15 protein-coding genes are annotated in these 12,858 nt (G+C 69.5%); 5 read left to right on the plus strand and 10 right to left on the minus strand.

The genetic code is table 11. The annotated features are described in order from the left end of the window. Nucleotides 1–269: 269 nt before the first annotated feature. The gene (locus HD597_RS58105; protein ID WP_253757349.1) at nucleotides 270–2,186 is read right to left on the minus strand and encodes a DEAD/DEAH box helicase; all 1,917 of its coding nucleotides are present in this window, start codon (nucleotides 2,184–2,186) and stop codon (nucleotides 270–272) included. 351 nt (nucleotides 2,187–2,537) lie between these two features. Between HD597_RS58105 and HD597_RS58110 the strand changes: the two genes are divergently transcribed. After that, nucleotides 2,538–3,182 (plus strand): ferritin-like fold-containing protein, encoded by a 645-nt coding sequence (locus tag HD597_RS58110; protein ID WP_253757351.1) that lies wholly within the window; start codon nucleotides 2,538–2,540, stop codon nucleotides 3,180–3,182. A 314-nt stretch (nucleotides 3,183–3,496) separates the two neighbouring features. Here the strand turns inward: HD597_RS58110 and HD597_RS58115 are convergent, their stop codons facing one another. The 5 genes from HD597_RS58115 to ligD (HD597_RS58135) form a co-directional block, all read right to left on the minus strand. Further along, nucleotides 3,497–3,730 (minus strand): DUF3107 domain-containing protein, encoded by a 234-nt coding sequence (locus HD597_RS58115; RefSeq protein WP_080045270.1) that lies wholly within the window; start codon nucleotides 3,728–3,730, stop codon nucleotides 3,497–3,499. 90 nt (nucleotides 3,731–3,820) lie between these two features. Beyond that, on the minus strand, nucleotides 3,821–4,441 hold the full coding sequence (locus HD597_RS58120; RefSeq protein ID WP_185100948.1) for a TetR/AcrR family transcriptional regulator: 621 nt from the start codon (nucleotides 4,439–4,441) through the stop codon (nucleotides 3,821–3,823). Between the two features lie 344 nt (nucleotides 4,442–4,785). Beyond that, entirely contained in the window at nucleotides 4,786–4,992 is a 207-nt protein-coding gene (locus HD597_RS58125) for a hypothetical protein (RefSeq protein WP_253757353.1), read from the minus strand. 45 nt (nucleotides 4,993–5,037) lie between these two features. Beyond that, complete coding sequence (gene ligD, locus HD597_RS58130; RefSeq protein ID WP_253757355.1) at nucleotides 5,038–5,910, minus strand: non-homologous end-joining DNA ligase; 873 nt, start codon at nucleotides 5,908–5,910, stop codon at nucleotides 5,038–5,040. Then, the gene (gene ligD / locus HD597_RS58135) at nucleotides 5,907–6,821 is read right to left on the minus strand and encodes a non-homologous end-joining DNA ligase (protein WP_308210915.1); all 915 of its coding nucleotides are present in this window, start codon (nucleotides 6,819–6,821) and stop codon (nucleotides 5,907–5,909) included. Before ligD (HD597_RS58135) ends, ligD (HD597_RS58130) begins: the two co-directional genes overlap by 4 nt. A gap of 49 nt (nucleotides 6,822–6,870) precedes the next feature. Between ligD (HD597_RS58135) and ku the strand changes: the two genes are divergently transcribed. Then, the gene (gene ku / locus HD597_RS58140; RefSeq protein ID WP_253757359.1) at nucleotides 6,871–7,767 is read left to right on the plus strand and encodes a non-homologous end joining protein Ku; all 897 of its coding nucleotides are present in this window, start codon (nucleotides 6,871–6,873) and stop codon (nucleotides 7,765–7,767) included. Nucleotides 7,768–7,840: 73 nt separating this feature from the next. On the opposite strand, the gene HD597_RS58145 is transcribed toward ku, so the two are convergent. Then, nucleotides 7,841–8,656 (minus strand): hypothetical protein, encoded by an 816-nt coding sequence (locus tag HD597_RS58145; protein WP_253757361.1) that lies wholly within the window; start codon nucleotides 8,654–8,656, stop codon nucleotides 7,841–7,843. Nucleotides 8,657–8,915: 259 nt separating this feature from the next. Here HD597_RS58145 and HD597_RS58150 point away from each other — a divergent pair, with 259 nt between their 5' ends. Next, entirely contained in the window at nucleotides 8,916–9,272 is a 357-nt protein-coding gene (locus HD597_RS58150) for a hypothetical protein (RefSeq protein WP_253757363.1), read from the plus strand. Between the two features lie 622 nt (nucleotides 9,273–9,894). On the opposite strand, the gene HD597_RS58155 is transcribed toward HD597_RS58150, so the two are convergent. Both HD597_RS58155 and HD597_RS58160 read right to left on the minus strand, forming a co-directional pair. Further along, nucleotides 9,895–10,206 (minus strand): hypothetical protein, encoded by a 312-nt coding sequence (locus HD597_RS58155; RefSeq protein WP_253757365.1) that lies wholly within the window; start codon nucleotides 10,204–10,206, stop codon nucleotides 9,895–9,897. A 343-nt stretch (nucleotides 10,207–10,549) separates the two neighbouring features. Next, the gene (locus HD597_RS58160; RefSeq protein WP_253757367.1) at nucleotides 10,550–10,903 is read right to left on the minus strand and encodes a hypothetical protein; all 354 of its coding nucleotides are present in this window, start codon (nucleotides 10,901–10,903) and stop codon (nucleotides 10,550–10,552) included. Nucleotides 10,904–11,106: 203 nt separating this feature from the next. On the opposite strand from HD597_RS58160, the gene HD597_RS58165 reads away from it, so the two are divergent. After that, entirely contained in the window at nucleotides 11,107–11,319 is a 213-nt protein-coding gene (locus tag HD597_RS58165; RefSeq protein ID WP_253757369.1) for a hypothetical protein, read from the plus strand. 179 nt (nucleotides 11,320–11,498) lie between these two features. On the opposite strand, the gene HD597_RS58170 is transcribed toward HD597_RS58165, so the two are convergent. Continuing rightward, nucleotides 11,499–11,804 (minus strand): hypothetical protein, encoded by a 306-nt coding sequence (locus HD597_RS58170; RefSeq protein ID WP_253757371.1) that lies wholly within the window; start codon nucleotides 11,802–11,804, stop codon nucleotides 11,499–11,501. A gap of 157 nt (nucleotides 11,805–11,961) precedes the next feature. Between HD597_RS58170 and HD597_RS58175 the strand changes: the two genes are divergently transcribed. Further along, a complete protein-coding gene (locus HD597_RS58175; RefSeq protein ID WP_253757373.1) occupies nucleotides 11,962–12,858 on the plus strand; it encodes an alpha/beta fold hydrolase in 897 nt (298 codons plus the stop codon).

Genomic DNA, 12,858 nt, shown 5'->3' on the forward strand with positions numbered 1-12,858 from the left:
GGACCGCTCCGGTGGGGTGATTGCCGCGCGAGGGGCGCACGCGGCTCCTCCGGCTCGCCTGCGGCCCGCCCGTCTCGCGGAGGCAGCCGAAGGATCCGGAGAAGCGGTGCCGACGGCCCGCACCATGCGCAAAGGCGCGCACTCTGGGAGCGGCCTGCACCATGCGCAAAGGCGCGCACCCTGGATGGGTGCGCGCCTTTGCGACGTGTGCGACGTGCCGTTCGCTGCCCCGCGCGCGTGATGCGTGTCAGCCCACGCGCGCCGGGCGGTCAGCCTGCGCGGCGGCGGTTGCCGCCACCGCCGCCACGGGACTGGCGGCGCTGCTGCTTGCGCTCCGTCGCCGCCGACGGGGCGATGTCGTCGTCGTCCGAAGCCAGGTCCGGCGACTGGAAGATCACCGTGAACGGGCTCGGCGGGATGATCCGCTCCGGCTCCCTGCGCACCGGCGGAGGCGGTGTCGTCAGGAAGCCCGGCTCGAACTCCGGCGAGGCGACGGGCGGCACGGCGGGCGCCTGGCGCTCCGCGACGGCGGGCGCCGTCCGGGGCTCAGGAGCGGCCTCCCGCTCGACGGCCTCCCGCTCGACGGCCTCCGCCTCGGCGGGAGCCGCGGCCCTGCGCGTGCGGGTGCGCTTGGCCGGGGCCTCCACGCCCTCCTCGGCGGGAGCCCTGCGGGTACGGCTGCGCGTGGCGGCAGGCGCCTCCACGGTCTCCTCCACGGGGCGCGAGCGGGTGGGCTCGACCGGCGCCTCAGGGGCGTCGGCGAGCGCCTGCTCGATGGCCGAGGAGGCGGCGCCCCTGCGCGTACGGGTGCGCCTGGGCTCGTTGGCCGCCTGGATCTCGTCCGTAGTGAAGATCGCCGGAGTCTCCTCCGTCTTGGCATCCACGAGCTCGACCTCCGGCCTCTCGACGGGTGCGGACTCCTCCAGCTCCTTCCCGCCGCGGGTGCGGCGGCGCTGGCGGGGCGTACGGGCGGGACGCTCCTCGCGCTCCTCCCGGCGTCGCCCGCCACGCGTGCGGGTCCGGCCGGTCTCGCCGAGGTCCTCGAGGCGCTCGGCCGACAACCCGGCGCGCGAGCGGGCGGCGTGCGGCAGCACGCCCTTGGTGCCCTCGGGGATGCTCAGTTCGGAGTAGACGTGCGGCGAGGTGGAGTAGGTCTCCTCGGGCTCGGCGAAGTCGAGCCCGAGCATCTGGTTGATCATCTTCCAGCGGGTCAGCTCCTCCCACTCCACGAACGTGACCGAGATCCCCGTGCGCCCGGCCCGGCCGGTACGGCCGATGCGGTGCACGTAGGTCTTGTCGTCGGTGGGGCAGTCGTAGTTGACCACGTGGGTGACGTCGTCGATGTCGATGCCGCGGGCGGCCACGTCGGTGGCCACCAGCACGTCGATCTTGCCGTTGCGGAAGGCCCGCAGCGCCTGCTCGCGCTGGCCCTGGCCGAGGTCGCCGTGGACGGCCGCGACCGCGAAGCCACGCGTGTCGAGCTGCTCGGCGACCATGTCGCAGGCCCGCTTGGTCTCGCAGAAGACCATGGTGAGCCCGCGGCCGTCGGCCTGCAGCAGCCGCCCGAGGATCTCGATCTTGTCCATGCGGTGCGTGCGCCACACGATCTGGCGCACCTGCGGCGTGGTCTCGCCCTCGCCGCTCTCGTGCTCGGCGCGTACGTGCGTCGGGCGGTTGAGGTACTTGCGCGACAGCGCGACGATCTCGCCCGGCATCGTCGCCGAGAACAGCATCGTCTGCCGCTGGTCGGGGATCAGCTTGAAGATGCGCTCGATGTCGGGCAGGAAGCCCAGGTCGAGCATGCGGTCGGCCTCGTCGAGCACGAGCGTGGTGATCTGGCTCAGGTCGAGGTGCTTCTGCTTGACCAGGTCGAGCAGACGGCCGGGGGTGCCGACGATGACGTCGACCCCGGCCTTGAGCGCCTCGATCTGCGGCTCGTACGCGCGGCCGCCGTACACGGTCAGGACCCGGGAGCCGAGCTTGCCCGCCGCGGTCACGAGGTCTTCGCTGACCTGCGTGGCCAGCTCGCGGGTCGGCACGATGACCAGCCCGCGGGGCTTCTTGCGGTTCTTGCGCGGCTTGCCGATGCTCTGGAGCATCGCGATGCCGAACGCGTAGGTCTTGCCCGTGCCCGTGCGCGCCTGGCCGATCAGGTCCTGGCCGCTCAGCGCGAGCGGGAGTGCCATCTCCTGGATGGGGAACGGTGTGACGATGCCCTCGGTCTCAAGGGCATCGGCGATCTCTGGTGTGACTCCGAGGTCTCGGAAAGTCGTCAGCGTGGCCTGCCTCAGTCTCAAATGAAGGCGGGCCTGCCGGGACCGACGGGCGGAAAACAGCCCCCGTGTCGTGGGTCCTCGCGGTAGAGCCAGCCCTCTCGCGTCATCGCGACCGCGCACCCGGGGAATCGGGGGGTAATCGGGGGAATCCCCCGAATTAACACAGTGCGGTCGCACTTTCACAGAGCAGTGTACTCGATACCACAACGCTGACCGAGCTCGCGTATGTTCCCGAAGATTCTGCGAAGTACGCTGCCTTCCATGAAGGAGTCTCCTGGAGTCGTCGACCTGCTCGGTGTGCTGGCCTACGCGGAGCTCAGCGCGTACGCGCGGATGACGGAGGACGCGGCCACCCTGGCGCCCTCCCTGGCCGACAGGGCGGCGCTGAGCGAGCTGGCCGTCACCGAGTTCGCCCACTTCCGCCTGCTGCGCGACCGGCTGGCCGAGCTCGGGGCCGATCCGGGGGAGGCGATGTCGCCGTTCGTGGGCGCGCTCGACGCCTGGCACGCCCAGACCCGGCCGGCCGACTGGCTCCAGGCGCTGGTCAAGACGTACGTGGGCGACGGCATCGCGCTCGACTTCTACCGCGAGGCGGCCCGGCTGCTCGACCCGTCGCTCGTCAAGCTGGTGGACGAGGTGCTGGTGGACGGCGAGCGCTCGCAGTTCGCCGTCGAGCGGGTCAGGGCCGGGATCGAGGCCGAGCCGGCGGCGGCCGGGCGGCTGGCGCTGTGGGCGCGGCGGCTGGTCGGCGAGGCGCTCAGCCAGGGGCAGCAGGTGGCCTCGGCGCGGCCGGAGCTCGCGCTGCTGCTGATGGAGTCGCAGCAGGAGGGCCAAACGGACATCTCCCGGCTTTTCGCCAAGCTGACCGAGGCGCACAACAAGCGCATGGCGGCGATGGGCATCTGAGCGGGGCAGCCGGGCGGGTCTTGCCATCGGGCGGCGCGGAGGAGGCCAGGGCTGTAGCGTGCCGTCATGAGGGCCTCGCGCCGCTACGACGGTTCCTTGACCAGATGTGGGCCGAATCACTGGACCACCCGCGCAGTGCTGCGGAGGGAGAGCACGCGCTGCCCGGCCACCGACCCGAGGTGTGATGCCGTAGTCAGGGACCGGCGGCCCCGCGGCTGCCGCCTGACGGGGCCTCGTCCCAGGAGCTGAGCCCGCCGGGGCAGGGCTCGTGAAGGGTACGGCGGACAGCCGTACCCCCCGGCCCAGCTGAGCTGTTAGAGCGTGCCGCCGAATCCGACCGGCCTGGCCTCGTCCTCGCCGATCTCGACGAACCCGAGCGCGGCCACCGGCACCACGACCCGCCTGCCCTTCACATCGGTGATCGCGAACACGCCGCCGCGATCTACGGACAGGGCGTTCCTGATCTCCTCTTCGACCTGCTCGGCGCTGAGGTCGGTCTCGACAACGAGTTCGCGGTGTACGGAGCGTACGCCGATCTTGACTTCCATCGTGGGCTCCCTAGTCGACGGGCTGGCTCACTCCCCATCGTCGCCGGTCCGGCCCCGAGATAGGGCGAATGATCGCGCCCAGCGAACGGGTTATGCCGTACGCGGAAAACCGCTGATGCCCCGCCACGCCAGCCGGGCCATGAGCTGCTCGGCCGCGTCCTTCGGGATCGAGCCCTGCGTGGTGACCCAGTAGCGGGCGCTCACCTCGGCCATGCCGACCAGCCCGACCCCCAGCAGATGCGCCTCGTCACTGGTGCACCCGGTGTCCTCCTGGATGAGCTCGCTGACCATCTCGGCGCACTCGCGCAGCGAGCGCTCCACCCGCTGCCGCACCGGGGCGACGTTACGCAGGTCGGACTCGAACACCAGGCGGAACGCCTCGCCCTGGCTGGAGACGAAGTCGAAGAACGCGCTGAAGGTGGCCTGCACGCGCAGCTTGTTCTCGTGGGTGGAGGCCAGCGCCTCGCGGCAGCGGTTGACCATGTCGTCGACGTGGAGGTCGAGCAGCGCCAGGTAGAGCTCCAGCTTGCCGGGGAAGTGCTGGTAGAGCACCGGCTTGCTGACCCCGGCCCGCTCGGCGATCTCGTCCATGGCGGCCGCGTGATAGCCGTTCTCCACGAACACTTCCTGCGCGGCGCTCAGAAGCTGCCGGCGTCGGGCCAGTCGGGGCAGCCGGGTGCCCCGGGGCTTGGCATCCGGGGTTGCGGTCACGCGGGTCTCCATTGGTCTCTCAGGCGGGCTGTGCGTGTGCTGCGTCGCACGCAGCGCACATCCTACGTGCCGGTAGGTTACGCGTCGGCGGCGGACGCCGGTCACGGGCGGCCTCCGCGCAGGTCACGGCCACCGAGCCCGGCACCGGCCCGGTGGCGAACCGGCATCGGCCGGCCCTCGGCCCCACACCGTTCCGGCATCGGCCCGGTTCCGGTCCGGCGCTCGGCCCCACACCGTTCCGGCACCGGCCCGGTTCCGGTCCGGCGCTCGGCCCGACCCCGTTCCGGCATCGGTCCGGCGCCTGGGCCGACGCCGGAGCGGCCTCGGCTGGACGCCGGATCGGCTCAGCGATAGTCGTCGTCGTCGAGATCGACCACGCGGTCCTGGTCGGACGCGTCCGCCGGATCGACGTCCAGCGGCAGCTCGCGCCGCAGCCGCCCGGTGCTCTGGAGCACCTCGCGATGCTGCTCCACGGCGTCGGCCTCCGGCGTCTCGAGCGACCTCTCCCCCTCCTCATCGGTGTAGGGGCCTTCGTCCCCGCGTATGTCCATCTCCGACATGTTCGAGTCCCCCTCTCGGTCCGGACGCCAACCAGCCTACGCCCGGCCGAAAAGGTCGCCGCGCTTCTCCACTCTGGCGAGGGCGTCGGGCGCGGTGAACACCAGGTCCTCGGGGTGTTCACAGCTCTCGACCTCCTTCCACGTCAGCGGGGTCGAGACCGTCGGCTGCTCCCTGGCCCGCAGGGAGTAGGGGGCGACGGTGGTCTTGGCCGGGTTGTTCTGGCTCCAGTCGATGAACACCTTGCCAGGCCGCAGCTTCTTCGTCATCACGCTGACGATCTGGTCCGGATGCTCCTTCTCCAGAACCTGGGCCAGCCTCTTGGCGTACGCGGACGGCTCCTCGCGGCAGTCCCAGTCCGCGTACAGCTGCATGCCCTTGCTCCCGCTGGTCTTCGGCAGGGCCTTGAGGCCTTCCTGCTTCAGCACGTCGCGCAGCATGACCGCCACCCGGGTGCATTCGACGATCGTCGCGGGCGCCCCCGGGTCGAGGTCGAACACCAGCGTGTCGGGCGGCAGCGCCTGGCCGTCCTCGTCCACGCGCCACTGCGGCACGTGCAGCTCCAGGGCGGCCAGGTTGGCGTAGTAGACGAGGGTGGGCAGGTCGTCCACGACGGCGAAGTCGATGGTCTCGCGGTTCTTGGTGCTGCCGGGGGCGGGCAGGTTCACCCGCCTGACCCAGCCGGGGGTGTGCTCGGGGGCGTTCTTCTCGAAGAAGAACTGGCCGGTGACGCCGTTCGGGTAACGCTTGACGGTCAGGGGGCGGCCCCGCAGGTGGGGCAGCAGTACGGGCGCGATGCGGCTGTAGTAGTCGATGACCTCGGCCTTGGTGAAGCCGTAGTCGGGGTAGAGGACCTTGTCCAGGTTGCTCAGGGTCAGCTCGCGCCCGTCCACCTTGACCGGCACCTTCATGGCGTCACCTCCGAGGGGAGCTTGTCGGGACGCAGACCGCGCCACACCGGGTGCCGCAGCCGTTGCTCGTCGGTCCACATCGTGTAGGCCACCTCCCCGACCAGATCAGGCCTAACCCATCGATTCCTCCACGGAACCTCGTTGATGAACGGGCTGCGCGGGATCTCCAGCGGCCGCAGCACCTGGTGGAGCTCGTCCAGCACCGCGTCGGTGAACCCCGTGCCGACGTGCCCGACGTACGTCAGCCCCGCGCCCGTGAACACCCCCATGACCAGCGACCCGACCCCGCCCGCGCGCCGCCCCTTGCCGGGCTTCCAGCCGCCGATCACGACCTCGCGCGTGGCCAGGTTCTTGACCTTGATCCACCAGGGTGACCGGACGCCCGAGCGGTAGGGGGAGTCGAGGCGCTTGGCGATGACGCCTTCGAGGCCCTGCTCGTACGTGGCGGAGAGCAGGTCGGACTCGCCGGGGAAGTACGGCGGCGCGCCGATGTCCAGCTCGTCCAGCAGCGCCCTGCGGTCGCGGTAGGACAGGTCGAACAGCGGCGTGCCGTCGAGGTAGAGCAGGTCGAACGGCATGTACGTGATCGGGTACAGCTCCAGCATGACCGGCTCGGGGTCGGTCAGGTGCATGCGGTGCTGGAGCCGTTCGAAGCTGGGCCGGCCGTGCTCGTCGAGAGCCACGACCTCGCCGTCGATGATCGCGTTCTTCAAGCCGAACCCGGAAATTTCCGGATATCTCCGCGTGTATTCGGCTCCATGCCTCCCCGTCACCCGCATCCCACCGTCAAGATGGATGAGGGCGCGGATGCCGTCCCACTTGACCTCGAGCCCGTACAGATCGCGATCGAAGGGTAGTTCCCCAGGTACGGCGAGCATCGGTTCGATTGGGTATGGCATTGGTTGCCCCATGACGGGTATGTGCCCAATGCCGGGCCGGTTGAGAGCTGAGGGGTGCCCCATGCGCAGCATCTGGAAGGGTGCGATCTCCTTCGGGCTGGTCACGATCCCGGTCAAGCTCTACTCCGCGACCGAGCAGAAGGACGTGACGTTCCACCAGGTCCACCGCGAGGACGGCGGCCGGATCCGCTACAAGCGGGTGTGCACCCAGGACGGCGAAGAGGTCGCCTACGCCGACATCGCCAAGGGGTACGAGCTGGCCTCGGGCGAGATCGTCGTGCTCACGGACGAGGACTTCGAGGACCTGCCGCTGAGCTCGTCCCGCAGGATCGACGTGCTGCAGTTCGCGCCCGCCGAGCAGATCGATCCCATCTACTTCGCCAAGTCGTACTACCTGGAGCCCGACGCGCAGGGCGCCAAGCCGTACGTGCTGCTGCGCAACGCGCTGGAGAGCTCCGGGCAGGTCGCGGTGGTCAAGGTGGCGCTGAGGCAGCGCGAGTCGCTGGCCACGCTGCGGGTCAGGGACGGGGTGTTCGTCCTGGAGACGATGCTCTGGCCGGACGAGATCCGCACGCCCGACTTCGCGTTCCTGGAGGAGGACATCGAGGTCCGCGCCCAGGAGCTCAAGATGGCCGAGTCGCTGATCACCACCATGGAGTCCGACTTCGACCCGTCCGAGTACCACGACACCTACCGCGAGGCGCTGCAGCAGGTGATCGAGGCGAAGGTGGCGGGCAAGGAGGTCATCCCGGCCCGCGAGGAGGAAGAGGCCGGGCCCGCGGTGGACCTCATGGCGGCCCTGCGGGCGAGCGTCGAGGCGGCCAAGCGGGAGCGCGGCGGCGAGCCGGCCAAGCCGAAGAAGGCGGCCGGCAAGTCGGCGAAGGACGCCAAGGACGACAAGGAAGCCAAGGACGAGGAGAAGGCCGCGCCCAAGCGCAAGACCCGCAAGTCCGCCTGAGCGCCGCCGCTCCGCCTGTGCGCCGCCGCCCGGCCTGAACGCTGCTGCTCGGCCTGTGCGCCGCGTCGGCCGTTCAGACCCACAGGTACAGGCCGCGGCGCGAGCGCACGACCGGCTCCAGCCAGTCGAAGAACTCCTCCAGCCATGGGTCCGCCCCCGGCTCGGCCGCCGCCGACAGGCGCAGGGCGCGCTTGTACGGGCCCGGCACCGTACGGCTGAACTCGCGTGCCGCGTGCTCCAGCAGCGCCAGGTGCCCCGCCACTGCCTCCGCATGAGCCCGCTGACCGGGGATCGGCAGATCGTCGCCGGGCGTGGCCGGGGGCGGGCCCGGAGCGGGGACCGAGGGCGGGGGCGGGAGGGCCCGTACGAGGCGGCGGGCCTGGAGGAACGCGGGCCTGCGGGTCCACGCGTTCGTACGCGCCTCGGTGGCGTCCACCGTCGCCGTGAGGTCGGCCTGGAACTCGGCGAGGTCACCGCAGGTCTCCCAGGTGCGCAGGCGAGCCGGATAGTGCCGGAACCGGCCGGCCGAGATCGAGGCGTGCCAGTGGCGCCACCTGGGCGACCACTCGGCGAGCTGCGCGGGGCTCAGCGACGTCCAGGCCGCCTGCCGCCATTCGGGAGGGAACAGGCGGTTGGCGCCGATGACGGACACCCGGTGGGACGGGTGGGCCCCGTCCGCGTCCGTTTCGAGGATCAGCAGGGCGCGCAGCCGGGCGTCGGCGTCCCGCCATCTGAGCAGCGCCGTGTCGTGGCCGATGTCCTGCGGCGGGTCGGTGCGGAGGGTGCGGCCGAGGGCGTGGGACAGGCGGGCGTGCATGCGGATCAGCGCGTCCAGTTCGGCGGGGCCGGTGAGATCGCGTACCGCCGCAGGCACCCAGTCCGTCCCCACGCTCGATCATCGTAGCCGGGGCGCGAGGTGTGGCGAACTGGTACATATACGGATAAGTGGTGCTTTTTCATTGGATAGTTCTTTAAGGCAAGCAATAAGATTCTTAATGCAGAGCAAAAAGGAGTCGTGGCTGTTTGCCCGGGCATCTGCCGGAAATGACACATCGTGGATAGCTCTTCCAGAAGCCATCCAAGAGCTGTTTTCGGGTAATCCGGAAACGATGAGAACGGGGCAATCGATCCTTTAGGGGGAAAACGCAATGCCCAAGCTCAAAAGTGTTATCGCCGGTCTGGCCGTCAGCACGGCTCTGACCGGTGGCGTGGTCAGCGTGGGTGCGGCCACCACCATGGCCAGCGCCGACGCCGCCACCCAGGTCAGCACCGGTTCCTCCGTCCTCGCCGGCAACCACTGCGGTTGGGGCTGGCGGCGCTGCGGGTGGGGCTGGGGCTGGAACCGGCGTCACCACAACCACCGCATGAGGGTGAAGGTCAAGGTTCACAACCACAACTTCAACCGCAACCCGGCGCACCACGAGCCGCGGCACGAGCCGCGTCAGGAGCCGCGTCAGGAGCCGCGTCAGGAGCGCCGCACGGACGGCAACAACACGAATTGGTAATCACCGGGCGTTAATGGCGCAGGATTTTCTCCTAGTCTCCATGGCGCTTTTCGCGAGGGCTCTCCGGTTTCGACCGGGGAGCCCTTGTCGCGTCGTTGCCGGCCTTTCAAGGGGCGGGCTCGCGACGGACATGGAGAGACGGTTCCTGGCCGGGGCGGCGGTAGGAGGCGGGCGCTCTCGCGGCTGCGGTCGCGCTGTGCGGAGGGGGGCGGCCGAGCAGTGACGCGCAAGGCCCATCCGCGGTGCGTACCTGGTGAGGTGTGCTGCGTGTGCTGTGCCGGGGCGTATCGGCGGGCGCATGATGCGAGGTGCCGTTCTGCGGGTGTACGCCCTGGTGGAGCCGTTGCGTGGTCCGCATGCTGCTCAGTCTCAAGAGACGCGTGCTGCGGCGCGCGGTTTCGTGGGGTGCATGCTGGGGTGTGCGGTTTCGTGGGGTGCCTGCTGGGGTGTGCGGTTTCGCGGGGCGTATGAGCACCGACCCCGGACACGCGAAGTGCCCGCGTCCCCCGGTTTGACGTCCGTTCTTGGTGAGAGGGCGGATGTCGTTTCCCGGCGAACACGGGCACTCGCTCACGTGCGGCCCGAGCTCATCGCCTTACGGCGGGCTCGTCAGCCAAGGGTTCTACCACCGACCACCACGGTGGTGGTGACCGTTGTTGTTGTAGTTCTTGTTGACGATGACGACCCGGATCCGGCCGTGGCCGTGGTGACGGTGGCCCCACCTCTTACCGCGGTTCCACCCCCAGCCCCAGCCTCCTCCGCAGCGGCGCCAGCCCCATCCGCAGTGGTTGCCTGCGAGGACGGATCCGGCGGTGCTGACCTGGGTGGCGGCGTCGGCGCTGGCGGTGGTGGTGGCGGCCCCCACGCCCACCACGCCACCGGTCAGCGCGGTGCTGATGGCGAGGCCTGCGATAACACTCTTGAGCTTGGGCATTGCGTTTTCCCCCTAAAGGATTCGATTGCCCCGTTACGGGTGACGACTAGCAAGTCACCCGCACTGTGCATATTTCCCACCTAAAGGGCGACAAACCGGAATTGTCCGTTTTTGTCCAACGCAAGGCCGTCGCATAAGGCATGCCTCGCCGAGCCGCCGGCAGACGCCGAAATCCCGGCCCGAAACCGGACCGGGACGCGACGCAGCGAGGGCCCCCCGGCTGATGCCGGGAGAGCCCTCACCAAGTTTGCCGTGGAGACGAGGAGAAATGAACCTCAGGCCCAGCCGCGACGGTTAATCAGGCCGCCCCCGAGAACTCCTTGCGTCATTGACGCACGGTCAATTACCAGCGCTCGCCGTCGTTGTGGTTGTTGTGGTGGTGGCGGGCGCCGTTGTCGTTGTGGTTGTGGTTGCGGATGACGATGCAGACCTGGCCACGGTGGTGGCGCCGGCCGCCCCAGCCCCAGCCCCAGCCGCCGCCGCCGTGGTGACCCCTGCCGCAGCGGTGGTTGTGGTGGCGGTGGTGGTGGTGGTGACGACGGCCCCAGCCCCAGCCGTCGTCCGTGCGGATGGACGTGCCGGTGCTGAACTGGGTGGTCGCGCTGGCCGCGGTCGTCGCCGCGCCCGCGCCCACCATGCCGCCGGTCAGCGCCGTGCTGATGGCGAGGCCTGCGATAACACTCTTGAGCTTGGGCATTGTGTTTCCCCCTAAAGGATCGATTGCCCCGTTCTCGGCGTTTCCGGCATTGCCAGGAAACAGATCTTGGACGGCTGCTGAAGGCTCATCCACCGAAAGTCATTTCCGGGGCGGTGCACGGGCAAACAGATACGACTCCATTTTGCTCTACATTAACAATCTTATTGCTCGCATTAAACATTTATCAAATGAAATGAGAGGATATGTCCGATTGCGTCGCATTTGGAGTGGCGAGCGCGCGTGGCGACGAGCGACTCGCCGGCCGTGTCCATGTGCTACCGGCGGCGGTGATGAAGGTGGTGATGTGCCGCGCATGCGGTGGCGCGGCGCTCCGGCGTGAAATTCGCACGGCGAAAGGAAATGCCGGAATTCTCGCCGTCATTGCTGTGGCCGGCACAATTGCCGGGGCGAAATGAGCTGCCCCTGTGCCCGCCTGCCGCATTCACGTGACGAGTCGCCGGCTCGCCCGCCATGGCGGACGGACGAGCGAATCTGTCACGCTGAGTGCCGTATTGATTTCCCAGAGTGATGTCGATAAACGATCAAGTGTGGCATTTGCCCCACTCTTTGGGATGTCGTATCCCGAACCGGGCGGCTACCGCCTGCCGATCTTCTTCAGGTAGTGCCCGAAGGCGAACCCTTTGCGGCCGATCTCCGTCCCGTGGATCCGCCGCCACCTCCCGGACTTCGCGCACCCGCCCCACGTACGGTCGCCCGGATACAGCTTGTCCACGATCCGCCCTCCCGGCTCCACCCGGACGTTGAGCCGGGTCTTGACCCGCACGACGCGGTACGTGCACCCGCGGCGGTCCCCGGCGCTCGCGGGCGCGGAGACGGCCACGAGGCCGCCCGCCGCGAGCGCCGCGGCCACGAGTGCGGCGACGATACGGGACGTGAGCATGGCGGTACCCCCTGTGCACGTGTGAGACGTATCTCCCGTGCTGCCAGAAACCTCCGGTAAATAACCGCTCTGTACGGAATCCAGACCCCGTCTGGGGGCGATGGTTATCGTTGATGAACGGGAAGAGACGTTCGAAGAGCGACAAGGAGGAGACGAGATGACCGCGGCGCCGATCCCACACTGGCCAGGGCGAATGATCGGCTCGGTGCACGTCCGGTCCACCCCGGCCGGCCCCGCCGAGCAGGCGGTGTTCGTGCACGGGCTGGCAGGTTCCGCCACCAACTGGACCGACCTCATGGGCGAGCTCAAGGACCTCGTCACCGGCCATGCCCTCGACCTGCCGGGCGCCGGCTTCTCACCCGCGCCCGCCGACGGCGACTACACGATCGAGGGCCACGCCAGGGCCGTGATCGGGCTGCTGGAGCACACGGGCCCGGCCCACCTGTTCGGCAACTCGCTCGGCGGCGCCGTCGCCGTCAAGGTCGCCGCCACCCGGCCGGAGCTGGTCCGCTCGCTCACTCTCGTCTCCCCGGCCCTGCCCGACCTGCTGCCCAGGTACGGCCCCCTCCGCGTGGCCGCGGCCGCGATCCCCCTGCTGGGCGAGTGGGTGGCGGCCAGGCTGACCCTGGTCCCCGCGGAGCAGCGCATCACCGCCTCCATGGCCGTGGTCTGGGCCAACATGGACGCCGTGCACCCGTTGCGCCTGCGCGACGCCATCGAGGAGCAGCGCAGGCGCGACGACCTCCCGTACGCGGGAAAGGCCATGGTCGCCTCGGCCCGAGGCATCGTGGCCGAGTACTTCCGCCGCAGGCACACGCTCTGGGACCAGGCGGCGAAGATCCAGGCACGCACCCTGATCATTCACGGCCGCCACGACCGCCTGGTGCGCCCGGCCATGGCCAGGAAGGCGTACCGTACGTTCCGGCAGGTCAGGCTTGTGCTGCTGCCGACAGCGGGGCACGTGGCGATGATGGAGATGCCGCAGGTCGTGGCGGCGGAAGCACGCCGTCTGATCGGTGAGACTCGATTGGGGAATGCCCCACTGCCCAGCTAG

Origin of the sequence: Nonomuraea thailandensis (genome assembly GCF_024172165.1) — a bacterium.
Taxonomy (GTDB): Bacteria; Actinomycetota; Actinomycetes; order Streptosporangiales; family Streptosporangiaceae; genus Nonomuraea; species Nonomuraea thailandensis.

What these genes read in the sequence shown, in the direction of transcription:
- ligD (WP_308210915.1), bottom strand. Translation starts at nt 6,821, where the DNA reads ATGGGGCAACCAATGCCATACCCAATCGAACCGATGCTCGCCGTACCT.
- HD597_RS58150 (WP_253757363.1), top strand. Translation starts at nt 8,916, where the DNA reads ATGCCCAAGCTCAAAAGTGTTATCGCCGGTCTGGCCGTCAGCACGGCT.
- HD597_RS58175 (WP_253757373.1), top strand. Translation starts at nt 11,962, where the DNA reads ATGACCGCGGCGCCGATCCCACACTGGCCAGGGCGAATGATCGGCTCG.
- ku (WP_253757359.1), top strand. Translation starts at nt 6,871, where the DNA reads ATGCGCAGCATCTGGAAGGGTGCGATCTCCTTCGGGCTGGTCACGATC.
- HD597_RS58165 (WP_253757369.1), top strand. Translation starts at nt 11,107, where the DNA reads ATGTCCGATTGCGTCGCATTTGGAGTGGCGAGCGCGCGTGGCGACGAG.
- HD597_RS58105 (WP_253757349.1), bottom strand. Translation starts at nt 2,186, where the DNA reads ATGGCACTCCCGCTCGCGCTGAGCGGCCAGGACCTGATCGGCCAGGCG.
- HD597_RS58125 (WP_253757353.1), bottom strand. Translation starts at nt 4,992, where the DNA reads ATGGACATACGCGGGGACGAAGGCCCCTACACCGATGAGGAGGGGGAG.
- HD597_RS58110 (WP_253757351.1), top strand. Translation starts at nt 2,538, where the DNA reads ATGAAGGAGTCTCCTGGAGTCGTCGACCTGCTCGGTGTGCTGGCCTAC.
- HD597_RS58160 (WP_253757367.1), bottom strand. Translation starts at nt 10,903, where the DNA reads ATGCCCAAGCTCAAGAGTGTTATCGCAGGCCTCGCCATCAGCACGGCG.
- HD597_RS58155 (WP_253757365.1), bottom strand. Translation starts at nt 10,206, where the DNA reads ATGCCCAAGCTCAAGAGTGTTATCGCAGGCCTCGCCATCAGCACCGCG.
- HD597_RS58170 (WP_253757371.1), bottom strand. Translation starts at nt 11,804, where the DNA reads ATGCTCACGTCCCGTATCGTCGCCGCACTCGTGGCCGCGGCGCTCGCG.
- HD597_RS58115 (WP_080045270.1), bottom strand. Translation starts at nt 3,730, where the DNA reads ATGGAAGTCAAGATCGGCGTACGCTCCGTACACCGCGAACTCGTTGTC.
- ligD (WP_253757355.1), bottom strand. Translation starts at nt 5,910, where the DNA reads ATGAAGGTGCCGGTCAAGGTGGACGGGCGCGAGCTGACCCTGAGCAAC.